The following is a 23,039-nucleotide window of genomic DNA, read 5'->3' as shown; positions in this document are numbered from 1 at the left end:
TTTGTTTATTTTGAAGAAGATTCAAATTTACAAATTAGGTTAATACAAAATCAAAAAACCACTCCACAAAAAGTAGGGCGGGTCGGTATATAAATTGTCTCAACGATACGCTGTTACATCATTCCCAGCGTTCCATCACCCATTGGCATTGCAGGTTCGTCTTTTTTCGCGTCAGTGATCACACACTCGTCAGTTAAAAGCATTCCTGAAATAGAAGCTGCATTTTCAGGCATAACATTTCTTTAATTTTGAAAGCTTTATTTCTTTCCTCTTCTTTCAAGAATGAGGTACGCTGCATCCAGCATTTTGGTCAGATGAATGTATGGGCTTATCATATTCCTTTCTGGCGGATTGTCATAGATTCCCATTGAGAAATAGACCATCCCGGAAATAAAATAATCAAATTCCTTGATGCTGTATTCTTTGAATGCTTTTTTAAAGACCAACAGAGGATTTTGGTATTCTTTCTCCGAAAGCAAGCCAAGAACCAACGGAGAGACCTTTTTCAACTGAGTATTGGCGGTCCATTTCTTTTCTTTCAGGGTTATAAGGTAGCCTGCGCGGATGAATGACCGCATCGCCTAGTGAAAATGAAAAATAACGGACGGATCTTCTTTTATCCAGCTATTTCTTTTGATGGCATAATTCATAATGCTGTTCAGCTGCTCTTTAGATGCTGTCAGATTATTAAACTGAAAATAGGTTTCCATTAGATGTAAGGCGCAATGCTTCTTGCGGCCTTTCCCAAGCCGGGATTGAAGGTCTGTTCTGGTTTTTTTCATGAGCTTGTATTTTTTTACTGTACGATTTTTTATTGGCCGTAAAGGAGGAAGTCCGCTTGAACTTCCTGCCCATACAAGCCCAATGGATATGATAGAATTTGTGTTTTTCTCAAAGCCCTAAAGCCGCAATGGATTGTACACTCCATTGTACCGTATCATGATACTTTATGCTGTGAAGCAGACTTAGAAAAAGATGATTGTAGAAAACAGAACTGCATGAAAATAAAAACGGCATGGAACTCTACAATATCCGTCATAGGGGTACTGGTATACCATTGGAACAGATAAGAGAGCCCACGCCTAGGTCGTGAGCTTCCTGCTTATCGTCTTGTTCCTATTAAAAATTACCAGTTTTCTATGACAAGATTCTAAGCAATAGCTTCTATATTTCTTTGAAGTATCGCAAAGCTAAATTTATTGTAGCTTATTGTACAAATATAATAAAAAAAACAATATAACACATATATGTGTTGATGAAAAACTTTAGAAAGTCTAAAATTTACTTAATGTATAAATGGGACATTGAAGAATTAAAATTTCAAATTGGGAAGCTTATTCAATTACATAGGCTAAAGAAAAATCTTTCACAGTTCCAACTTGGAAATGAACTTAATCTATCAAGTAATCACGTTGGTAGGATTGAACGGGCCGAAACTAATCCAACAATAGAAAACCTTGTTAAATTCTGTAATTTTTTTGAAATTGATATGTTGCTTTTATTTACGAAGCTAACTGACAAAGAATTAAAAAATATTGAAAGTGAGATTGAATATCTACAAAAAGAATTTAAAAATAAAAATAAAACAAAATCCTAGCGAAAGCTGGGATTTGTCTTTATTGACATACTAGGTAATAGAATAACGGAAAAAATGTTAGCGGCTAAATGAATCAGGTAGTTCTACTTTTTTATATTTAGCCCCGCATTTTACCAATATCGTGTTATTTGCAGTATCTTTTCAATTGAACATTATAATTTTTTCACAAAATTTTTCTTTGTCATATTCATATTTCTTTCCTAATTCTTTCTTATTAGGAACTTCTTTATATCCATATTTTATTAAATGAACTAATATTTTTGGATTATTAGTACTGGAATTTAAGATTTTATAGTCTTTAATTTGATATTGATTTGGAATTCTATATTCAAAGTAACTAATATCTTTATCTTCTATGAAATAAAAATTAAACGCATTTTGACCTCCATATTCATACCCAAAATCTAAAATGATTTTTCCTTCCTTTATAATTTGAGGATAATTATTTATTGCATAAATTATTTGACTTTTTGTGTCAAACAACAAATAACTATCAATTTCAAATGCATCTAATTTGAAAATGTAAAAATTAAATTTCTTTTCAATCAATTTAATATTATAGCCATCATTACAAAAAGAAAGATCTCTTATACTGTCTGTTTCATAGATTTTAGAATTCACACAATGTTTAGATATTTTATTTGGGAAATTCTTCTCAAAACTTTTTGTTAACTCCAAATTTTCTATTAAGATCTTCTTCTTTTTTGCTAAAGTGTCATTCTTTAATGAATTGTATCTTTCTAAATTTATCAAATCAACATTCATTCGTTTATTTGCAGAAATATTTTGTGCAAAATCATCACAATCTAAATTCAAAAGAAAATTATCAGATTGTGCATTCAAACTTAATTGTATAAAAATGAAAATTAGTGTTATATAATGCATTTTTGTAGTATTTCAACCCAGCTTTTGGCAAACCCTTGTTGGCGGTTCGTTCTTTTTAATTCCAATTTAAAACGTCTTTTATTTCGTCACGAATTACAGATTTTGTAGTACCATCAGAAGTCATATAAGGACTTTCTCCAGAACCCATTCCAAATCCGAAACCTCCTCCAATCATATAGACCAAAATATGTCTATTATAAGGTTCATTTATTATCTGTATTATATTCTTGATTTCAGTGTCGTTGGTTGTAATCTCAAAATTCTCTTTAATAAAACTAATAAGTGTTGAAGGACTTACAGCACCACCGTCAGAGTCAAAATCTTCTAATAAATGCATAAGTAAACTATAAGCGATGATTTTATTTTTGCTATTTGGATTTAAATAATTAAGTTTTTTTAGAGGGTCAATAGCTTTTTCATACTCGCCAATTCTGGTATAGCATCTACTATCAACAATTCCAAAAAGCCGGAAGCTCATTTCCAAATTGCCGAAAAAAATATAAACTCAAAGATATAAAAAAGCAGCCACTTAGTTGTGGCTGCTCTCATATCCGATCATTAAGAGATCAGGTTTGTAAATATCTTTGACATTGGTGTCCGGCTCAAACGTACTAAACCTTTTATCCTGCGGTGTCTTCTTTACAATTCCATTTAAAACGTCATTAAGGGCTGTTTCTAAGAGTTTCAGTCCCATCGGGAGTAATGTATCGCGCCAAAGGCTTACAGCCGATTTTTGAGGGCTTAAATGATATTGCGGTGGTATCCAGCACCAATCCTGATAAGCAATATCTCCTCTGTCAATACCTGCGTTGAGCCAGAACACAGTTCCGCCGGTTATGGGTTCCTTCATTCTGATTGCCCATTCAATGGAGCTGCGTCCGCGATGCCTTGGTAATAATGACGGGTGATAACCGAGCCAACCCAAACGTGGAATATATCTGGTTTTCTTTCCGATATAATCGAATGAATGTGCAGTAATGCCCAGATCACATTCCGGCATATTGTCAGCGTTTAAACTTCCGGCGGGAATAATCGGTATATTCCAACGCCGGGCAGCCTTGCCGATATATTTGTCATCTAAAGGGCAACAAACCCCAACAATTTCAATATCTAATTTCAGGCAAAGCCTGAAAATTTCTTCAGCAAAGAATTTCTGACCTGATATAAAAACTCTAAATTTATTCATTTCCTAAATATTTAAAACTCTGAATTGCCCTAAAATGCCCACCATAGCCACCCGCATGGATTTTACCTGTCCTAATTCCTCCAAAACCTTTAGATTTGTATAGTATAGATTTGTTGCTTCTTGCTTTATTGTCCCCATAAAATCTGGCTCCGGTCTGTTTCCATTTTTTTGAGTTACGCAAATAACCACATAATTGAGGGTGTGAAGTATGAAAAAAAGTGTGGAACTTTTTGTTACACCTTCCGTTTCCATCCAAATGATATTGCATAATTTCATTCAAGAATGCTGTTCCCACCCCAGCTCCTTGCCATTCCGGCATGACAACCAATCTGGTAGCCCTATATGCGTTAGCAGTGAATAATGGGCAAACAGCAACATGACAAACCAATTCACCATCAACGGTTCCGACAAAATATTCAGCACAGGGCGGATGCTTTAAATCTAAATAATAATGGTCTTTAAAAAATTTCCAGTAACTTCCGTTGACCTTCCAAATTCTGAGTTCAATAGGAGGTCGTTTTGAGACTTTTTTTTTACTTCACCTGTCCGGGTGTCATATACCCAATCAGGTTGCAGCCATTCCACAATATCATAATGGCAGGAAAGTAATACAATCTGTTTTCCTTTCGTTTTCCGCCAAGCTTTTGAAAAAGCAGAAGCCCCGACTTTTGCAATTTGCCTGTCTACCACAGAAGTAAATTCATCAACAACAACCTTATCCGGTTGATCACATATTAATCGGGCAAGCCCGGCTCTAAATTGTTCACCATTGCTTAATACTTTGAAAGGTCGGAGCCAAGCCGGAACGTCTCCCAATCCTACGGCAGACAAAGCACTTGTTACGGTATTCATATCTGAGTCCGGAGCAATGTCATCAATAATTGGCAGACCTGGGTTCCAACCTTCAGAAAGGTTTATAATTCCATTCTCCCATATTTGACTACCTATTGATGTTTTACCACTTCCTGAAGCCCCAACAATGAGTCCAATCTGCCATCCTTCCTCCTCAATTGGAAGCTGGGCGGTATGTTGCCAGTCATGACCGCTTTCAGCGTTAAATAAGCTTTTAACTTTTTCTGACCTGAATGAATTAAAATTTTCACAGGTGTGCTTGATTTGTATTTTTTTCATACGGATACTACTTTTAAATTTTTAAATCCCATTTTCTTCAATTTGTCGAAGAGTTCCTTTTGTTCTTTTTCGCTGTCCACTTTTATAATGACGGCGTGCTGTTCTTTGTATTTAAAGTCTGACATATATTTGTTTTTTATAGTATTCTACATTTTTACAGGGTAATTCCACTGTCTTTCAATTTTGTTTTAAGCATCGTATTTTCCGCTTTTAACAAATTATTTTCCGCTTTCAATTGTTCGTTAATTCGTTTCTGAAAGTCGATTTGCTCCTGAAGCATCAAAACTTTTTTGTCTGATAAATCCGAAAATTCCTTAAACTTTGCTTCATACCGCCCGCCCAAATCATCTAAAACCTCCTTATAGAGTTTGACCAATTTGTCAGCGTTTTCAATTTCTTTACCCTCATTATCGGCGTTCATTCCGGCAACTTCTGCCCTGAGCTTTCTCTTTCCGAAAAGAAACCCTGCAATCCCGGTCAAAACTGCTCCTAAGAAAGTAACAAGAGGTTCGGTTAATAATTCTTTCATTTTTCTATTAAATAAGTGTTTAAAACTGATCCCATCATTATATTTCGTTAATCTCTGTTTCAAATAGTAGAATATAAAGCCCCATAAACCGGGTGAAAATATCTGCTAAATGTGCTGACTTTGTTTTGATCAGAAAGCGGATATATTGAACCGATTGTGCCTTTAAGGTTTCTTCACTCTCTGACAATACCTCACTGTTTTCATCTTTTATCACACGCTTTCCTTTCAATAGTCCGTTTTGTCCCATTACCTCCTCTACATTATTTTCATGGATCATCCAGTCCGGCATTTTAATTCGTTTGTAAACCGTATTACCTTCTTTTAATATCAGATATTGACGAACGCTTACATAGATACGGTCTTCTGATCCTTCCATATCAGGAGTGTTGAAACCTGCAACCACAAGCTTACGGGAAAACTGCGGATAGACAGGATGATCCGGCAGGGTTATCTCATGCCATGATTTACCGGTGTTTTTTATAGCATCTATAATTGCCTGTACCTCCGGGTCTATTATTAATTCTTCTGTATTCATTTTTATTGTAATTATAATTGAACGATGCTGTCTATTTTGGCTAAAACATCTACATTATTTGAACTTGGAGCGATCAAAGAGCCTAATGTAAAAGCCAATGAAAGCGGTATTGTGTTACTATATGCGAAACTTGTCTGCTTAAATCCGTTATTGGAGTTATAAATCATTGTGATAACATTTGCCCGCTTAATGATGTGAAGCCTGTTGATTGATGCCGTGATATTACCGGCAGAAGCATTAGTGGGGATAAAATTTTGAGATCCTCCGGGATTGTAGCTTAAACCAAAATCATAACCCATTGTCAGGTTTACAGGCGTAGTGGATGGCATTAATCCAAGAGTATAACCTCCCTGATATGCGGTTGTGATATAAGATTGATTAATACTTATCGTGAGCCAAAAATCTGTGGACAATAATCCGGAGGTAAGTAATTCCGAAGATTTTAAAGCGACAGAATTACCGTTAAAGGTCTGATTAGGGGCATTTACATAAAACCCTGTACTGTTAATGTAATCAGAAGCATCTACCGTAATACCGGATCCGGTTATCTTATCCCAGGTCAAATTTGGAATAGGTAAATGCGTCAGGGTACTTACTAAATCCAGTTCGACAGTGTCAATATTTTGCAAACCTGAAATATGATTATACACTATAATTCTATACTTACCTAATGGCATTGTATTGAAGTTTAAAGCGAAAGTCATATAGGTGGGATCATTCTGATTTACTGAAATATTTGAAATTGGAAATTCCTGCCCTGTTGATACGTGCTTTAACTTTGCATATGAACCTGTTCCTGAAGTAGTGTCCAAAAAAAGATTTAAACCCCTTAATACAATTCCCTGTGTATAGTTTGTATTTTCCAAAATTGGAGGCGAGATAAAATCTATACGGGGCTGGGCAATAGAATAAGTTTCCCCTGTTTTTCTGTTTTTTATTCTTATTTCGTCTTTTTGAACATCAGTTAACAGAGATAGTAAAGCAAGATAGTCCTCATAGGTCTGATACATCAGTTTCCTGCGCACTCCCACACTGTCAGAACCGTAATAAGAGCGGTTTGTCCCGTCATAGGTCAATTGTTTCGGCAGTACTTCCGTATTTTCGTCAAACACGACCGCCTTCGCCCTTATCCTTCCATTATTAAGGTGCAGTACTTCGCTCGGAGTGTTTGTACCAATTCCATATTTACCGGAATTATAAAATATGTCCGAAGCCGTAAAATCTGTAGTATTCCAGAAAAGCAGTGCATTGACTGTTGGATTAATTGCCCTGTAGCTTGTAGTCCCGTTTTGGTTGATAAAATAATTCCCTAAAGCGGTCGGCTTATCTATTTTTCCATCCAATGCAGTCTGTAACCCCTGAACCATTGCGATAGTAATATTGGTTAAACCGGTTACAATATAATTTCCGGCAGTTGTTTTATTTCCGCCTTTGTATATAAATAAAGAATGATTTCCAGCTCCATCCGGAATAGCGATAATATCATTTTTTTCATAGCTGTAATTAGCATTATTGATCATGAAGGCAGACAAAGACGTTTCCGTTACTGTGATCATCTCAGTAAGCCCCAACGCTTCGATCTTGTCCGCCCTAATCTTCCCGTTTTGTACAAACTCATCTACGCTCATATACAAAGCATCGCTCTGCTCTTTAGACCATACATTCCCATATAAATTATTATTAAGATCATCGACCGTGGCAATATTGGCAGGAAGATCATCCACTTCCAAAATAGCCTTCCAAGCCTGAATATTTATATCATTCAGATTGGAGCCGTCTAATTTCGCGAGTGTTGTATGGTGCGCAGTTTCATTTGTTAAATGCGCCTCATAAACGGATTTGTCCGTTTTGTTTTGTAATGCTGATTGAAGACCTGTAATTTTATCCATAGCAATGGTTTCATCTTTATGATAAAAAGATGACCACGAAGCCGCAAATTGAGCTTCTGTCGGAAAATCTCCGGTCTGAAAATAACTCAATATTGTATGTAAAGGTATAGACATGATCTTAAAAATTAGGTTCTATAAAAGCCGCTATGGTATGCGGGATCATAATGTTAATGGGTGTATTGTTTCCGAGTTCGTTGGTGTCCTGCGTAGAAATATTGAATTGATTTCCGCCCCCGCCAAAACCGCCACTGCTTCCCGCAGCCCACGGCAGGGTTCTCGTATATTGAAATTTTATTTTTGGAAGCTGCCCGACCGTTAATTGGACGGTTTTACTTCCGCCGGAATTTCCAATGGTGGAAAAATCGTTGTCATTTGGGTTCCATCCGACAATTGTTTTTCCCCTTACGTTGGTGCATTCCTTCCAACCGGCGGGTATTTCTGCCACCGGCTTGAACCATGCCCACACAATACCACCGTTAATAATAGGCGCGGTTTTCTTTTCCAATACAATTAAGCGGTCTTCGTGGTTGTCAACCTGTGTTTGATCGGCTTTTCCGTCCAATTCAATTTGTAACTCCTTTAAGGTGCTAAGTCTTATAAAATCATCCCAATTGTGATTTGTGGCTCCGGATCCGAATTTTACGGTTTTCTTTATAATAAGTACTTTATCCGTGGTGTCCTGAAACGTTTTTGTAAATTCTTCCGTATGTACATAGACCGTTGAAACTATTGTACCGCCTTCAAAATACAGGACGTCGCCATCAATGATAACAACTCCGGGGCTTACATTCTGCCCGGTAATAGTACAGCCAGAAATGATGGTCAGATTTCCGGCAAGATCACCCAGAACATTGTACGTTAAAATGGCGTCCATGATCGTTGCCATTAAGTCGTTAGTCAATGGAACCCCGCCGGTCTGTAAGAAATTGATATTAATTCTCATTAGTTTATTATTTCAATTTGATAGCGTTTGCATATTAATTTGTAAAAGTCGATCTCGGCTCTGAGCTGATGCATATTAATGGGCGTATTCGGAATTTTTACAATAAAATCATATTCACTCCCCAGTTCGGCTTCAGTTCTTAAATAAATGGGGTTTTCGTCTCCATATAACCATTGTGTTTTTGAAAAATAGGTATCATCCTCGGCTTCCGTGTATAAATAAACCCCTTCATATTGTACAGCGTTAACAATCTCTATTCTCCTGTCAATCGGATCGAAAGCATCGTTCAACCTTCTTTCCATTGAAAATTTCTGGTAATTGAAATTCATCTTGATCAGATTTTGTTTTCTTCTTTTCAGAAACTCGATGTATAAAGCTTCAAGGGGAAAAATCAGGCACCATAAATAATTTAAGGTCACAGATTTTCTTCTGAAGGTCGGCAGCCACCAAAGGACTAACCGCTTATAATTGATATTAAATAATTCATCTTTCATCACTCGGTAGGCTGATAGTTAATATATTCTATACCGCTCCAGTCTTCAATTTTAAATCTCCCGGACTTCGGGATCCTGCTGATCTCAATGGGCTGAAATAATCCGTACCCTGTACCTGGTTCAATCCATTTGCTTGAGACCTCTAATTTTTGCAAATCAGTTACCCCGTTAACTCCCTGAATAGTATCTTCCAACGCTTCCACAGAAAGTTCACCGTTGAATGGCAGGTTTTTCAAAAAATTCTGAATGGCAATTTTAACGGGATATTCTGCTGTTATAATGCTCATACCGTCCGGATAAAGGATTAAAGGATCAAAACAGAGTTTATATTGTAACAAAAGAATATCCGGCAGGAAATTCACCACTACGATATGATCGCCGGTTGCCTGTATTCTTTCGATATAAGTTTTAAAAGCAAGGGCTTTTTCATCCGAAATCACCTCGTCCATATTTTCACCGGCAATTTTCATCGAAATTTTCTTCACCCCGTTTCCGCTGATATTGGGTGTAACCGAAGCATATTTTATAATTTTTGAATCTTCAATTTCCTGCTCCGTAGCAGTAATAATATTACCGTTTCCATCTTCATATACCCCCAGAAACGCCCCGATATAGGAAAGCGGATCTAATTCAAACCCATACTGAAACCGGAGTGCCTGTTCCCGGTACCATTTTTCATTCGGTACTTTCTGACTGGCTATTTTTTCATCGATCTCTTTCATGTGCAGCCGGAGGGCTTCCTGAAAATTAAAGATCATAAAAGCCACCGTTTCCAGAATATTACGCCAGACCGCTGTTTTCGATGTGGAAGTAAGCAGCTGTAAAAAAGGGTTAGCTTCTTTTAATGATAGAATCAATCCGATCAATTCCTGAAGTGTAGAGTTCATTTTAGGTTACTTTAAAACTGTTTCCGATCTGCATATATCCGATACCTTTTAACATCGGTATCTCTTCGTTCTGTTCTTTTGCCCATCCCGTCGCGGGTTCAATTTTCTTAGCGTTATAATAATTTAGGACATCCGTATTCTTAAATACATCCTCCGGAATTTCAACGGGTAATCCCACGGACAATACATCCGAAACCGAATGACCATTGACAACGGCAATGGCGAAACAATTTTCAACGCTTCCCGTATGCTGTAATGCCACGTCCAGAATAGACTGATTGTTTAAACTCAATACTTTCATTACGTCACTTTTCCTTGTGTTAAAGGACTTCCCGCACCGCCACAAACCCCGGTAACGGTTCCACTTTTGACATATTCCTCAATTGCATCCGCCAGTTCCTGCGCCGCCGTATCAACATTGCTTGTCGTTTTTGGTTTGTTTAAAATGGTTTTAAGCCTGATTATTAATTGAGGTTTGTCAAGTGGCATCTCTCTGGGCGTTTATGGTGAAATTTTCGGCGTCCTCAATGTTGAAATCAATATTGCGGAAGCCATCATATTTTAGTTGTTCGCCAATCTCACGGGTGATTCCCTGTCGGGTATTTCTTGCCTTTAACATTCTGGGAATTTCGGCACCCAAAAGCGGTGTATTTTTAAATTCTCCTTTAAATGCTATTAAAATGCTTTCAATTTCCTGCTGTTCCGACTCTCCAATCTTAAAATCACCGTTCACAATGGAAATATCGTTTTCTTCGTTTAAGAGTATATCAATCATAACTTTAGGTTAATATTTTGTTTAATGCCTGTTTATTGGTGTTTACAATGTTATTTTTGATCTGCATGATTGCCGGAACGTCAGGGGTTACTCCAATAGAAACCACCACTTTTGCCAGTTCATCACACAATTTTCCGAACCCGTCCTGAAACCCGTTGAGGACTTCTTTTAAATTTTCCCCATCCCGGTTAAATTGAAAGCCGGAGCTGTCGAACGTGAAATCTGATTTTTCGTTCCTGAAGTAAATTTTTTCAACTTCACTTACGGAAACGATAACAGCTTTATTATTGGTAGAATAAATGCCTATTGTAACAACACTGTTTATTTTAGGATAAATCAATAATTTATTATTCCTGTTTTCAATGATTGAATTGATTGAGCATTTTCTAAAATCATTACCCGTAGTAAGGCTTATAACATGGCATTTATCATCAGTTATACTTACAACTTTTGCCGTATCTAAAACCACCGGAAACCGGTTAAGTAATTTTTTTAAACTCTCCATCCCTGTATGTTCTTCCTATATCAATTATTCTCCTGTAACCTCCGTTTGCACTTATATTGATCTCGACTTCATCCACAAAGTTTTTGGTGTTCCTTTCTTCATACTTTTTATCCACTACCTGTACTACCTGCCCATGTTCCACCCGTGACCAACCGAATGAGGTTATTGTGCCTTTATATCCGCCAAATCTTTTAAGACTTTTAAGACGGTTTTCAGCCATTGTTTTCAATTCCTTTTCTTTCATATCCATCGCAGGCACTTCCCAATGTTCAATATCCCCGCCCTCTTCTCCAACTTCGACCTGTGTATAGCTGCCATCTTTATTTTTAGACTTTGCATACAGTTTTACCTTTGCTTCATCCGGAAAAATGTACTGGAGGTTGTGATCAATAATATTTTCGCAGTACTGAAAAACAGGTTGAGCCTTAGAAACTTTTTCGTCGGAATAGATTTTCCCACATACCAGGCGCCCGTCTCTGAAAAAAGTATAAATCCCTGCTTTTTCCTGAAGCTCATTAAATACTTTTACAGCTGTGGTTTGTTTCATGGAAAAATCCCCGTAGAGTTCATCAATTGAGTCCAGTTCATAACCCGGAGCCACTGCCTGAATAATCTGCCGTACCGTTGCATTTTCAATGGAGACGCTCGTTTCTTTTCTTTTGAGCTGCCACATTTCGTCTTCACAATAGAGTTCATAAGGAATATTAACCCGCGGTGATCTTGCCACATATCCGGTAAACTCGGTAAATAACTGGCGATTGTACCCCAGTTTGATTTCCACCTTATCACCGACTTTTATAAAATTTCCGAGGTGTTCCACCGGTTTTAAAATTCCGTTCACATCATAATAATAGATGGCTTTAGGAAGTTTAACCGTTGCCGTATCCGTAAAGTTTCGCCAACTCTTTTTAATATTAATTTCAGTGGCGGCGGTGAACCTTAGTTTTCCGATCAATATTTCAACACATGGAACCATTATGGGGAAATGATAAAGGGGGTTTTACTTTTTGCCTCCAATTCAAAAGCCTGAATATGGGAATACCCAATCGAAGGTGTCAATATCAGTTTATGAATGCTCATATAATTAATGCCAAGCATTGTTAATAAGGTTCCCTCACACTCTAATAAAGACGTTTTCAATTCACAAACCCGTTGAAGCTCTTTAACCTGCTGCTCAGGATAATCGGTGCTGTCATAATTAATAATAAGCCCTCGGATCGTTAGCTGCCAGTCATCCAGTGCAATGAGTTCTTCCACGTTTCCGTCGCGCCCGAAAATATCGGTTTCCACAATCTTTTTTGGTCTGATGAGTTCAATAGTGGTTTCAAGCGGAAAAGAATATCCGCCGAACTGCTCACCGGTTCCTTCTATATAAGAGGGTTTCAAATCTATAAAATCCCAAACCGGCGTTCCCATTACGGAAACTTTGGCAAGTTCATTATGGGTTGGTAATATCTGTATATCATCAAACCCGTTAAAGAGTGCATCTGCGACGGTTTGGGTGGCAAAACCCAGCTTAAACGGAAAGTGTTGTTTAATCAGTTCTTTGACATTAATATTATAACTCGACATTTTCTCCCTCTTTTGCGTTAGCTCTTTTATTTTCAAAAAAAAGTACCCATTTCAGCTGCTCCCATTTATTCCAGAAGGTCTGGTCGTCTAGTTCTTCGGGGTAAGGAATTTTAAAATGATAACTTAACAGTGCACCCACTTTACGGATAAAATCAAATCCGGCTTCCTTATTAATGGGAAGCCCTAAACTTCCCCCAGTTCCGCCTCTAAAAATTCAACAATTCCGGATGCTTTAATCGCAGCTGAATCCGCAATGTCTCCCTTTATTTTTAGTCTTTCGTCCCCACCAAGCCAGCAGTTATCCCGGATAAACTCTCCGCACTCTAATAATTTGTGTTGTGAAAACATAGATAGCGCGGTGGCTTTGATTTCCCTTCCGGGTGGTTTCAGATAGCCGACAATAGAATTTCCGTCTTTATCTTTTACTGCTAATCTGTGGATTTTCCCGGTTGGGGATTTCTTTTTCCACTCTGCGATCTGTTCTGCGGTGATATTACCTTCTTTTGTTTCGTTTTTCATTTTTTTAAGTCTTATTTTTTCAGTTAATTGATTGTTAGTGTCTTTTGATGTAAAGGGGATACCCATTTCACGGCATTTGTCCCTTAATTCCTGCCGGTTCATTAGGCTGCAAAGTCTATGTCGTGAATGTATAATGGACTTTCTACTACAAGAGCGTCGTTGCTTCCCGCTTCGGCTGATCTTCCGTTCTCTTTGAACTTGCAGCCATAAAGGACGTGACAGACCTGTATTCCCGCATCATCCACATAGGACACTGTGATCGGGAAAGGTGCGATGTCCTGAAGCGTTTTACCTTTCGGAAGTTTCGCCTGAATGGCGTCCACCGTTTCACTTAAAAGCCCAATGCTTCCTTCACAGATTTCATCCCCTTGGGTATATCCAACCGATTTTGTAGTTCCTACGACTTTCACCGGATCAATGGCATCGGTTCTTTTATATTCTATTTTGGTAACGCCCATAAAAGTGGCTCCCAAAGCGGTAATGCGGACATTTCCGTAATTCCTGTATTTTCCGTTAATTCTTGTCTGAGTAAACATTTTATTGAGTATTTAAAGGGTTTGTGAAACCTACTTTCAGGGTAATCCTTCTTCCGATGGCTACCGGAATAAAGGTTAATAGCACGATAAATTCACTTGTTGCCAGTACATTCTGCTCCGGGTTAATGTAAGCATCCACACCGCCGCTTATATCACTGTTTGCCACCATCGGGTCAAGCGAAACCTTTGTCGTTGTTTCCAAGTCCTTAACCGTTTCCGGTGCCATAAATCCAGTGTTTTCATCGACATATAAACGTCCCTTTACTTTTGGGGTCAATGCTGCCTTGGCTAGTTTGATCGCCTTTTTTATGGATCGGTTATTTTCCCCATAAGCAAAATCTGAGGTAATTTTAGCGCAGGTATGCGTATCATTGATGTAGATTCCCGCCGTTGAAGAAATCCCGCCCAGATTGACAATAGGGGCAAAATAGATGTAGCCTTTTTCATCCAGAGTATCCAGATCCGTATCCGAATAATCGCTGAGCTTATTACCGGAACTAAGCCCTGGAATAATGAAAATTTCTTCCGAAACATTCGTCAGGTTAAAATCATTGATTTGTTCCCCTGCATTCTGCGAAACGTCCGACTTAGAAACCATTGCGGTGTAATCTTCTACCGCCGCATATCCTTTATAGAGATCATCACGGCTTGAAACCTGATAGTCGGCACCAATTACCACGGAAACGTCCGGGCATTCACTTAAAAGCATTCTTAAATTAAGAGCCGCTGCCGATGTTCCTGAAAAACTTCTGCCCTCAATATAGAGTTCTGAGTAGCGGTCTTTCACCCATTCTGAGTCCGCCAGAGCCTGCGCTTTATAAATAGCATCGATACTGTCTTTATCAAGCCCTGTTTCTATGGTCGGCGTATAATCTTCATCAGGATTTAAGGAAACACAAGCCTGAACAATTTCTCCGGCTTTTTCCCGTAATAATCTGGCTAAATAATTATTGTCTTTATCCACCATCTGCGTCAGGGTTACGCCCTGAGCAACCGGCATAAAATGCACTGTTATTGACGGATTGTGAATAAAAAACCTGCGTAGCCTTTCATATACGAGTACCTTATTGGTGGTGTCATATTCTGCGGTAATTCCGAGCGTTTCCACCTCCTGAATATTTTTTAGCGTGTAAATATTCCCCAATACCATTTCGGAGGTGGCGATAGCATTCATCACGCTGCCGGTCACCATTTCGGTGGATGGGTTTCTTCTCCCAAGCCCGCCGTTAAGCTTTTGTACTATCAGTCTGGGACGTAGCATCTTTCTTGGTTTTAGTGGTTGGTGTTTTATGTAAAGCTTCCATCTGTTTATTAGCGGCTTCCAGTTGTCCTTTTAGATTTTCATTTTCCTGAGCCACATTTAAAAGTTTTTCCAGTTCTGTGTTTGCTTCGGTAAGCAGGCGGTCTTTTTCAGCGTATTTTTCACGGAGTGAAATAACGGAAGTAACAGTTTCGTCGGTTTCTGCGTTTGCCGGTTCATAGTCCTGATCAAGATCACAAACTGCGTTTACATCTTCGATAATTCCTTCTAAGGCTTTTCGCGCCAGTTCAGAATTATGCAGAGCCTCCTGCAAATCCGAATCGTCCTCGTCCTGAGTCCCTTCACGAAAAAAGACTTCCGGCTCATTGTCAAACCCTCTTAAATCGTGGTAATCTTTAGCCGCCTTTTCGTCAAAAAAACATTGTCCGTTTTCTGAAATAAAAATTTTATTAGCCTCTGGGTATTTTTCAAAAAGCGCATTGGCTTTTTCCTGAAACTTCTTTTTGTTAGACATGGAATGAAATTTTAATTAATGTTTCCGGTTGCTCTGCTTTCTGCATTGACAGAAAGCAGGTACAGCCGGAGTTAAAATAGATATAGAGTTAAAAAAAGATTTAGTCATTAAGGGTTTGCTGAAATGATCGCCCCGAATCCGTATTCCTGCTTTTTATCACAAAGCCCATACCCCTGTAATCTGAATTCAGATTCCGGATCAGCATTGGTGGTGTCCTGATATTCCGGTTTATAAAGGATTTTTAATTTTTCCAGATGCCAGACCGTATTCGGGGAATAGAAAAATGTTGAGGCGTATTGATCGCCGGCTTCTTTAATTGATCCCCTTGCCTTGAGTTCCCCCGTTGGCGAATACAATGGAGCCGCATTATTTTCCCACATTCTTATTTTATAGAACCTTTTGAACTCTCCGGTATCTTTGTCAAATTCCAGATTATCCCTGTGGTTAGCGGTTCCGGCTTTATCAATTTTAAGATCGGAACGGTGATCAGAGTTCAGGATCATATTCCAGAAGTTGGGAGACTCTGAGGTATCATCGTCAATAAGGTTCAAGGTTTCAATTTCATTATAGAAATTGATCATATCCTGAAATGTCAGCCTTTTTCTGCCGTTAAATACGGCTCCGGTGGTTCTTAGTACCGGCATGGCTCCTGAAACGTTTTCCGCGGGTGCCAGTTTATTCAAAACATAATCCCGTATTCCTATCCTGAAACCCTGAGAATGCTTCACACGAACTTCGGATCTCTTGTCAAACGCTAATGCTCTTATCTCGGCATCGTTTACTTTTGTCGGGTCGGTATCCAGTTTGTCCCACGGGATGATGCTATTTTTACCGGTCATTGATTTTGCGGTAAAAGGAGCCGTATTATTGACATAAAACCCGACATTATTGATCAGCTTATTCTGACGAAGACCGTCAGCCGTTTTTGATCCTTCGGGTGCCGGTTCCAGTGCCGCCAGAAATTTATCATTGTAGTTTTTAAACTCCTTCAGTAATTGTGGGGCTACAAATTTGTTCAGATATAACCCGTCTATTAATTCTGCCATTTTTTAATCTTCAAATTCAGCGTTAAACAATTTTTCAAATTCTTCACGAGCTTCTTCATTAAGCCTTTCCAGACCTTTCGGGTCTTTTTCCTGCCAGTCGGAGAAGCTCCATTTTTCACGCCCGTTTAACAGTTCGTGTTTGTTTGCATCCACCACCGGCTTTTGTCTTTCCAATGTTCCGTTGGGATCCGGTTTGCCGGACATTCTTTCCAGTGATTTTGCTACCAGTGCATAATTTTCGATCGCATCATTTTTCCATTCGTCCTTTTCAGCATTGGTGATTTTACCGGATTTCAAGGCTCCGGAAATAAGAGCTTCCGCCTGCGTTTCCTTAAATACCTTTAGCTCATTTTCGAGTGTATCGGTTCTTTTTGCCTTTCCGAGTAATTCTTCCAGATGCTGTTCAAATTCTTTATCCGAAGACAAGACGGTTAATGTTCCCGCCAATCCTGCCGCAACCAAAGCGGCGAAAATTGCTTCCTTTTTCATTTCAGTATGTTGATTAATATTATTGTCTTCCGGTAGTTCAGAGTATAGGTTGAAGCATTCAAAGGCTTCTTCCGGAGTTTTATTCGTGATACTTTCAGCGTCCTGCCCGTTTTTTCTTTTTTTTGTCGGTTTGATCACCTTGTCACAAATTCCCAGTTGTAAACACTTATCGGAATCCAGCCAGTGATCCTGTCCGGAATCAAACCAATTTTTAATGGTCTTTTCGTCTGCATTTGTTCTTTCACCAAAGATTTTTCCGAGTCGGTCTTCACAGTTTTCAATCTGCTGTATCCCGTTTTTAAAATCATTTTTATTTCCGAAACATCCCGCCGTTACGGCGTGCATCATAAAGAAGGCGTTATCGTTCATTTCGATCTCATCACCGGCAAGGGCGATCACCCCGCCCATTGATGCCGCCATACCCTCAACAATGACTTTGGTGTGTCCTTCTGAATTCAGGATCAGGTCATAAATGGCGAGTCCTTCATATACGCTGCCTCCTCCGCAGTGCATTCGTATGGTTAAATCATGATTGTTGGTTAATGCATCCCTGAAAACCTGTTGAAACCTTTTATAATCGAACTCATCATATTTTCCGATATACCCGTACATCCTGATTTCAGCACCGCCGGAAACCTGATTTTTGAGCTGATAATGAAAGGGTTTTTTAGACATTTCTTTGATTTTGATAAGGCAAAGATTGGCTTAAAAACACCCCGAAAAAAGCTGCCCGTTAGCGGCTATAGAGTTTCATTTAGTGGTTGTATATTTTCATTTAGCCGCTAATTGCCAGCTTCGGTAAAGCCCTTATATAAAGCAATTTTGCTTCATATATATAAGGAATGAATGAAAAGAAAAAGCTGACGGGTGACGAGAAATATGCAGTTGCTCAGGACCTCTATTTAGAAACAGACAAAACACAGAAGGAAATAGCACAAATCATTCACGTCACAGAAAAAACTCTGGGTAAATGGAAAACCGAGGGAGAATGGGATATGCTTAAAAGTGCATCAACGGTTACAGCCCGAAAGATCATCGAAAACCTTTACAAAAAGGCGCACGCCCTGAGTGAAGATCCGAAAAGTAAGCCCAATGATATTATTCAGATCGCCAACAGCATTGAAAAGCTGTCGAATAAAAAAGTAACGGTCAGCCAGATCATTAATGTATTTAAGGATTTCACGACGTACGCCTTCACTCAGGACGCAGGACTGGCAAAGGAAATCAACCTTTTGCAAAAAAAATACGTGGACTATAAAATCGGGGAAAAGTAATGTCGGCACCGGCGATAGCAAAGAGGGATTATAACGAGTGGCTGGAGTTCTGTTCACAGGTTCAGAACGCCGCCGCCGTTGCTTTTAATGATACGGAGGAAACACAGAAAATAAGGATCAAAAGAGCATTAACAGACTACAATTATTTTGTTAAAACCTATTTTGAATTGTATGCCGATGCGGACTGCGCGGATTTTCATATTGAGTTTGCCAATGCCTGCCTTGAGGATCCGAACTTCTTCGGGATTGCAGAATGGGCAAGGGAACACGCAAAATCCGTTCACCTGACCATTATTATCCCGATGTGGCTCATTGCTCACAAACAACTCACGGGGATGCTTTTAATGGGCAAAAATGAGGATGATGCCTGTAACCTGTTATCCGATCTTCAGGCGCAGCTTCAATACAATAAACTCTTTGCCCACGACTTCGGGGAGCAGTACAATTATGGTTCGTGGGAGGACGGGGATTTTACCACAAAAGACGGGATACGCTTTCTAGCCTTTGGTCGTGATCAATCCCCGCGTGGAGCAAGAGAAAATGAAAAGCGTCCTAATTACGGCGTGGTGGATGACGTAGATGATGACGACATTGTACATAATCCCAAACGGGTGGATAAGGTGGTTAAGAAAATTCTCGGTGCCATGTATTTTGCCCTGAGTATCAAAGGGGCGCGTTTCGCAATGGGCGGGAACCGTATTCACCATAATTCAATCCTTTCCAATATAGTGGGTGACACCAAACCCGGATCCAAAAAAAGAGAGGGCATTTACCATTCTAAAGTAAAAGCCATTGAAAACGGAAAACCGGCGTGGTGGCAGCGGTATTCTTTGCAGGAACTCCTGAGGAAAATTGCTAAGGCGGGAACAGTTCTCGCCAAGCAGGAATTTTTTCACGAAACGGATATTGAGGGTAAAATCTTTAAAAACAAATATTTCCGTTTTGCCAAGCTTCCGCACCTCTCGAAAATGGATATCATCATCGGGTATTTTGATCCGAGTTTTGAAAACAGCCAGACTTCGGATTTTAAAGCCGTTTCGGTGTGGGGACAGGACAGGTTCAAACGCTACTGCATTAAAAGGTTTACCCGCCGCTGTGAACTGGAAGACGTTTTCGAGTGGATGATCAAAGTGGAGAAAAACCTGCCACCCGGTGTGGGGATCATCTGGTATATGGAGAAACAGTTTTATACGCGACCGGTAAAAAAAGCCCTGCGCCGTGCCTGTAAAAAATACAAATACCCGCTCAGTGTCCTGACGGACGAAAGACAAAAGCCCAATAAATACACCCGTATGGTAAGAATGGAACCAGAATATTCTTCCGGTAATGTGGTCTACAATGTAGAAGATGAAAATGATCCGGATATGGTGGAGGGTAATTTACAGGTCAAAGGAATAGAACCGGGATATAATACCGCAGACGACGCTCCGGATGCCGATGAAGGCGCGTGGTTTTTTCTGGATCAGTTTGTCGTGTCTGATTCTGAGGACTGGGACGAAAATTCCCTCGGTATGGGAAAACACGAAAGAAACAATGATAACACTTATTAAAAATTGTAACAATGCCTTTTTTAACAGATACAGACTACGAAGTACAGATCCGCAACTGGATCAAACAAATTATTATCCAACGGAAAGAAGATGTTCAGCACCAAGCCGAGCTTGCCGCTCAGGCAGAAATGGAAAGTTACCTGCGACAAAGATATAATGTAGCAACGATTTTTTCCGCCACCGGAGACGACAGGAACGCTCTTATTATTATGTATATGGTTGACATCGCTGTATATCATTTACACGCCAATTCTGCCGGAGATGTCATTCCCGAAATGAGGATTATCCGCTATAACGCTGCCAAAGACTGGCTCAAAGCTGTTGCTAAAGGTGAGATTTCGCCGGATTTATCGGAAAAGCCCAACGAAGGAGAAGATGGTGAAGGAACCGGAAACCAGATAATCGAATTCGGAAGCAACCCGAAATATTCGGAACGCTATTAATTACCCTTTAAATACCTTTTAAATGAAATTTAAAATGCAAGCGATCACCGATTTTTTACATAATGCCTTCGGTGGTGGTAAAGATAAAGACTATGAAAAAGCCGTCACCCAAATGGTGGACGCGATCAAGCGTCAACGGACTTTGTACAATAAAGAAATAAGGGACTGGAAAATAGCAAAGTATACCGCTCTTGATCCGATCATACCTCGCCGTAAACTACTTATTGATATTATGGAGGAAGTTCTGGACGATCCTTTTATTTACGGACGCAGTGAAACACGAAAATTAAGGGTTTCCAATAAGGCGATTGATGTAATTGGAAGTGACGGAGAAGTTGACGAAGAAAAAACAAAGCTACTACAAAAGCTATGGTTTAAAAACCTGATCAAATATACCCTTGATAGCATTTACTTTGGTTATACCCTTATGTATCCGAAGGAAATGGATGAAAACGGGCTGATCAAAAAGCTGTCTTTTGTGTACCGGGATCATATTGTACCGGAAACAACGGAACTATTGATTAATCCCTATGATCTGCACGGCGAAAACTTTACGGAAGGAAACCTTAAAAAATGGACGCTCTGGGTGAATCATGAACACTCCATTGGGATTTTAAATAAAGCAATTCCGCTCTGGATTTTTAAAAAGCATTCATGGCAGAACTGGGATGAGTTCGAGGAAATGTTCGGAATACCGATGCGTACTGCCAAAGTGGCTTCCACTGATCCCCGCGTAAAAAATGAAATTGATAAATGGTTAAAAGATTTGGGTTCCGCCGGATGGGCAAGGTTCCCTGAAGGGGTGGAAATTGATATTAAGGAGTCGAACAGCCGCGACAGCTTTAACGTGTTCAACGAAAAACGAAAAGCCTGTAACGAGGAACTTTCCAATCTCTTTGATGGAAATTCTGAAACATCAAAAGATACCGGAAGCCGTGCCAAAACCGGTGAGATCATTAACGCTACGCAAAAGCTCATCACAATGGATGATGAAACCTTTGTGATGTTTTTTATCAATGACGAAGTCCTGCCGTGGCTCCGTGGGATCGGATATCCTTTTGATGAAAAGGACACCTGCCGGTGGAATGATAACGTTAAATTATCCCCAAAGGAAAGACTGGACATTTTTAAAGGCGTTAAAGATTTGGGATATAAGGTCAAAAAAGAACAGATCGAAACCGAGCTTGATGTGGAAATTGTCGGGGAAATTTCGGGCGATCAGCCGCCGCCAATTCCGCAAAACAGATACAGAAATTTTAATACGCCTCAGGGGTTTGGAACCCCAGCCCACTATAAAAGCTCAACCGGGGCGACTTTAGAATTTGAAACTCCGGCAAATGTCAGGGATATAACACCGCAGGAAGAAAATTTTTTACGGCTGCTGTATGAAAATCCCGGAACCATCAACTGGAGCTACAACGAATTTAAAGCATCACATACGCCATTATTGGAGGCAATAAAACAGGGGTTCGGGAAAATGGATTTTGATTTTGACAGTACCGACCATCGCAGAATGAGGGCTTGGATGAATAATATACACCGCTTTGGGGCAGATAAAACACAGGCGGAAGTCTACGAGCTTAATGAAATGCTGAAGGATCCGGAAGTAAAAAGTTTTAACGATTTCAGGAATAAGGCAAAATCAGTATTTCCGAACTATAAAGAATTTTATCTGAGAACAGAATGGGATCACGCGAATGCATCCTCCAACATGGCAGCGCGGTATCTGGAGATGATGGACGATATGGAGATTGCTCCCTATTGGAGATTAAACGCCATCATAGATGAGGGTACGACGGTTGTTTGTCGAAGTCTGGACGGGAAAGTCTTTGATAAAAGAGATCAAAATTCATGGAAATTCTTACCTCCGTTACATTGGAAATGCCGCACAGATGCAGAGGATATTTTTGATGACTACGAAGGAGAAATAACCAATTTTGAGGAAGCCATACAAACAGATCCGTACGGATGGGAACGAATGCAAAAACAGGGATTTGATGTCAACTGGGGAGATAGTGACGAAATCTTTACCCGTGCGCAAAGCTATTTAAAGAAGCTGCCGCAAGACTCCACGCCTATCGATGTTGATGATCTGGGGATTACCGACTATGGACTTGCCGAGTGGGCGAAAGTCAAAAAACATACTTATCCAAAAAAAGTGGTCACCATCAAAAGCCACATCGATAAAACGGGAATGGCGCGGGTTATTACATCCGAAAACCTACCGGTCTGGGTGGATACTGAAGCTACAAAAATGAATGATGATTTGTTTACCCAATTAAAGGAAACATTAACGGATCCGGATGAAGTGTACTGGAGTGATTCCGGTAAAATTCCTGAGACGGTATTCATAAGATTTTATAAGGACGGAGCTTTCAAAGTATCCACCCAATCTGTCAGAGTGACACACTCTGAAATGATCACCGATGTAGACACCGTCCGTAAAGGTTTACTTGTGAACACTCCAAAAAAATAAAAG

Annotated in this window: 31 protein-coding genes; 5 read left to right on the top strand and 26 right to left on the bottom strand. The window is 39.5% G+C overall.

What is annotated here, in order from left to right; all coding sequences use genetic code 11:
• Window positions 1-257 precede the first annotated feature (257 nt).
• Both HNP38_RS13565 and HNP38_RS13560 read right to left on the bottom strand, forming a co-directional pair.
• Window positions 258-578 (bottom strand): hypothetical protein, encoded by a 321-nt coding sequence (locus HNP38_RS13565; RefSeq protein WP_184190432.1) that lies wholly within the window; start codon window positions 576-578, stop codon window positions 258-260.
• Between the two features lie 3 nt (window positions 579-581).
• A complete protein-coding gene (locus tag HNP38_RS13560; protein ID WP_184190430.1) occupies window positions 582-782 on the bottom strand; it encodes a hypothetical protein in 201 nt (66 codons plus the stop codon).
• Window positions 783-1,288: 506 nt separating this feature from the next.
• Here HNP38_RS13560 and HNP38_RS13555 point away from each other — a divergent pair.
• Entirely contained in the window at window positions 1,289-1,597 is a 309-nt protein-coding gene (locus HNP38_RS13555; RefSeq protein WP_184190428.1) for a helix-turn-helix domain-containing protein, read from the top strand.
• Window positions 1,598-1,738: 141 nt separating this feature from the next.
• On the opposite strand, the gene HNP38_RS13550 is transcribed toward HNP38_RS13555, so the two are convergent.
• The 24 genes from HNP38_RS13550 to HNP38_RS13445 form a co-directional block, all read right to left on the bottom strand.
• Complete coding sequence (locus tag HNP38_RS13550; RefSeq protein ID WP_184190425.1) at window positions 1,739-2,482, bottom strand: hypothetical protein; 744 nt, start codon at window positions 2,480-2,482, stop codon at window positions 1,739-1,741.
• A 55-nt stretch (window positions 2,483-2,537) separates the two neighbouring features.
• Window positions 2,538-2,960, bottom strand: a complete 423-nt coding sequence (locus HNP38_RS13545; protein ID WP_184190423.1) for a hypothetical protein — start codon at window positions 2,958-2,960, stop codon at window positions 2,538-2,540.
• A gap of 51 nt (window positions 2,961-3,011) precedes the next feature.
• Window positions 3,012-3,668: a formyltransferase family protein gene (locus HNP38_RS13540; RefSeq protein ID WP_184190421.1), complete on the bottom strand. Its 657-nt coding sequence runs from the start codon at window positions 3,666-3,668 to the stop codon at window positions 3,012-3,014.
• Window positions 3,661-4,164, bottom strand: coding sequence for a GNAT family N-acetyltransferase (locus HNP38_RS18045; protein ID WP_317166737.1), 504 nt, complete (start codon window positions 4,162-4,164; stop codon window positions 3,661-3,663). Before HNP38_RS18045 ends, HNP38_RS13540 begins: the two co-directional genes overlap by 8 nt.
• Window positions 4,110-4,799 carry a hypothetical protein gene (locus HNP38_RS18040; RefSeq protein WP_228461069.1) on the bottom strand — a complete coding sequence of 230 codons (690 nt, stop codon included), beginning with the start codon at window positions 4,797-4,799 and terminating at the stop codon, window positions 4,110-4,112. Before HNP38_RS18040 ends, HNP38_RS18045 begins: the two co-directional genes overlap by 55 nt.
• Window positions 4,796-4,924, bottom strand: a complete 129-nt coding sequence (locus HNP38_RS18110; RefSeq protein WP_262888921.1) for a hypothetical protein — start codon at window positions 4,922-4,924, stop codon at window positions 4,796-4,798. Before HNP38_RS18110 ends, HNP38_RS18040 begins: the two co-directional genes overlap by 4 nt.
• 29 nt (window positions 4,925-4,953) lie before the next feature.
• Window positions 4,954-5,328: a hypothetical protein gene (locus HNP38_RS13530; protein ID WP_184190419.1), complete on the bottom strand. Its 375-nt coding sequence runs from the start codon at window positions 5,326-5,328 to the stop codon at window positions 4,954-4,956.
• A 37-nt stretch (window positions 5,329-5,365) separates the two neighbouring features.
• On the bottom strand, window positions 5,366-5,863 hold the full coding sequence (locus tag HNP38_RS13525; RefSeq protein WP_184190417.1) for a hypothetical protein: 498 nt from the start codon (window positions 5,861-5,863) through the stop codon (window positions 5,366-5,368).
• A gap of 11 nt (window positions 5,864-5,874) precedes the next feature.
• On the bottom strand, window positions 5,875-7,866 hold the full coding sequence (locus HNP38_RS13520; RefSeq protein WP_184190415.1) for a hypothetical protein: 1,992 nt from the start codon (window positions 7,864-7,866) through the stop codon (window positions 5,875-5,877).
• Window positions 7,867-7,870: 4 nt separating this feature from the next.
• Window positions 7,871-8,695, bottom strand: coding sequence for a hypothetical protein (locus tag HNP38_RS13515; RefSeq protein ID WP_184190413.1), 825 nt, complete (start codon window positions 8,693-8,695; stop codon window positions 7,871-7,873).
• A complete protein-coding gene (locus tag HNP38_RS13510) occupies window positions 8,695-9,189 on the bottom strand; it encodes a hypothetical protein (RefSeq protein WP_184190411.1) in 495 nt (164 codons plus the stop codon). The genes HNP38_RS13515 and HNP38_RS13510 overlap by 1 nt, the downstream gene beginning before the upstream one ends.
• Window positions 9,189-10,076 (bottom strand): nucleotidyltransferase, encoded by an 888-nt coding sequence (locus HNP38_RS13505; protein WP_184190409.1) that lies wholly within the window; start codon window positions 10,074-10,076, stop codon window positions 9,189-9,191. The genes HNP38_RS13510 and HNP38_RS13505 overlap by 1 nt, the downstream gene beginning before the upstream one ends.
• 1 nt (window position 10,077) lies before the next feature.
• The gene (locus tag HNP38_RS13500; RefSeq protein ID WP_184190407.1) at window positions 10,078-10,377 is read right to left on the bottom strand and encodes a hypothetical protein; all 300 of its coding nucleotides are present in this window, start codon (window positions 10,375-10,377) and stop codon (window positions 10,078-10,080) included.
• A complete protein-coding gene (locus HNP38_RS13495) occupies window positions 10,377-10,565 on the bottom strand; it encodes a hypothetical protein (protein WP_184190405.1) in 189 nt (62 codons plus the stop codon). The genes HNP38_RS13500 and HNP38_RS13495 overlap by 1 nt, the downstream gene beginning before the upstream one ends.
• The gene (locus tag HNP38_RS13490) at window positions 10,555-10,851 is read right to left on the bottom strand and encodes an oxidase (protein ID WP_184190403.1); all 297 of its coding nucleotides are present in this window, start codon (window positions 10,849-10,851) and stop codon (window positions 10,555-10,557) included. The genes HNP38_RS13495 and HNP38_RS13490 overlap by 11 nt, the downstream gene beginning before the upstream one ends.
• 4 nt (window positions 10,852-10,855) lie before the next feature.
• Window positions 10,856-11,356, bottom strand: coding sequence for a hypothetical protein (locus HNP38_RS13485; protein ID WP_184190401.1), 501 nt, complete (start codon window positions 11,354-11,356; stop codon window positions 10,856-10,858).
• Window positions 11,331-12,332 carry a hypothetical protein gene (locus HNP38_RS13480; protein WP_184190399.1) on the bottom strand — a complete coding sequence of 334 codons (1,002 nt, stop codon included), beginning with the start codon at window positions 12,330-12,332 and terminating at the stop codon, window positions 11,331-11,333. Before HNP38_RS13480 ends, HNP38_RS13485 begins: the two co-directional genes overlap by 26 nt.
• Window positions 12,332-12,928, bottom strand: coding sequence for a DUF6046 domain-containing protein (locus HNP38_RS13475; RefSeq protein WP_184190397.1), 597 nt, complete (start codon window positions 12,926-12,928; stop codon window positions 12,332-12,334). Before HNP38_RS13475 ends, HNP38_RS13480 begins: the two co-directional genes overlap by 1 nt.
• 183 nt (window positions 12,929-13,111) lie before the next feature.
• Window positions 13,112-13,447, bottom strand: a complete 336-nt coding sequence (locus tag HNP38_RS13470; RefSeq protein WP_184190395.1) for a hypothetical protein — start codon at window positions 13,445-13,447, stop codon at window positions 13,112-13,114.
• Between the two features lie 101 nt (window positions 13,448-13,548).
• Window positions 13,549-13,983 (bottom strand): hypothetical protein, encoded by a 435-nt coding sequence (locus tag HNP38_RS13465; protein WP_184190393.1) that lies wholly within the window; start codon window positions 13,981-13,983, stop codon window positions 13,549-13,551.
• 1 nt (window position 13,984) lies between these two features.
• A complete protein-coding gene (locus HNP38_RS13460) occupies window positions 13,985-15,244 on the bottom strand; it encodes a DUF2586 family protein (RefSeq protein ID WP_184190391.1) in 1,260 nt (419 codons plus the stop codon).
• On the bottom strand, window positions 15,210-15,758 hold the full coding sequence (locus HNP38_RS13455) for a hypothetical protein (protein ID WP_184190389.1): 549 nt from the start codon (window positions 15,756-15,758) through the stop codon (window positions 15,210-15,212). The genes HNP38_RS13460 and HNP38_RS13455 overlap by 35 nt, the downstream gene beginning before the upstream one ends.
• Window positions 15,759-15,865: 107 nt before the next feature.
• The gene (locus HNP38_RS13450) at window positions 15,866-16,804 is read right to left on the bottom strand and encodes a hypothetical protein (RefSeq protein WP_184190387.1); all 939 of its coding nucleotides are present in this window, start codon (window positions 16,802-16,804) and stop codon (window positions 15,866-15,868) included.
• 3 nt (window positions 16,805-16,807) lie between these two features.
• A complete protein-coding gene (locus HNP38_RS13445; RefSeq protein ID WP_184190384.1) occupies window positions 16,808-17,968 on the bottom strand; it encodes a head maturation protease, ClpP-related in 1,161 nt (386 codons plus the stop codon).
• Between the two features lie 167 nt (window positions 17,969-18,135).
• Between HNP38_RS13445 and HNP38_RS13440 the strand changes: the two genes are divergently transcribed.
• Genes HNP38_RS13440 through HNP38_RS13425 form a run of 4 tightly spaced genes read left to right on the top strand, consistent with a single transcriptional unit; the run spans window position 18,136 to window position 23,036 of the window.
• Window positions 18,136-18,567: a phage terminase small subunit-related protein gene (locus HNP38_RS13440; RefSeq protein ID WP_184190382.1), complete on the top strand. Its 432-nt coding sequence runs from the start codon at window positions 18,136-18,138 to the stop codon at window positions 18,565-18,567.
• Window positions 18,567-20,117: a hypothetical protein gene (locus HNP38_RS13435; RefSeq protein WP_184190380.1), complete on the top strand. Its 1,551-nt coding sequence runs from the start codon at window positions 18,567-18,569 to the stop codon at window positions 20,115-20,117. The genes HNP38_RS13440 and HNP38_RS13435 overlap by 1 nt, the downstream gene beginning before the upstream one ends.
• 11 nt (window positions 20,118-20,128) lie before the next feature.
• On the top strand, window positions 20,129-20,560 hold the full coding sequence (locus tag HNP38_RS13430) for a phage protein Gp36 family protein (protein ID WP_184190378.1): 432 nt from the start codon (window positions 20,129-20,131) through the stop codon (window positions 20,558-20,560).
• A gap of 22 nt (window positions 20,561-20,582) precedes the next feature.
• On the top strand, window positions 20,583-23,036 hold the full coding sequence (locus tag HNP38_RS13425) for a DUF935 family protein (protein ID WP_184190376.1): 2,454 nt from the start codon (window positions 20,583-20,585) through the stop codon (window positions 23,034-23,036).
• Window positions 23,037-23,039: the final 3 nt, after the last annotated feature.

The organism is Chryseobacterium defluvii (genome assembly GCF_014204415.1).
In the GTDB taxonomy this organism is placed as follows: Bacteria; Bacteroidota; Bacteroidia; order Flavobacteriales; family Weeksellaceae; genus Chryseobacterium; species Chryseobacterium defluvii_A.
This window is presented reverse-complemented; position numbering and strand designations above follow the sequence as displayed.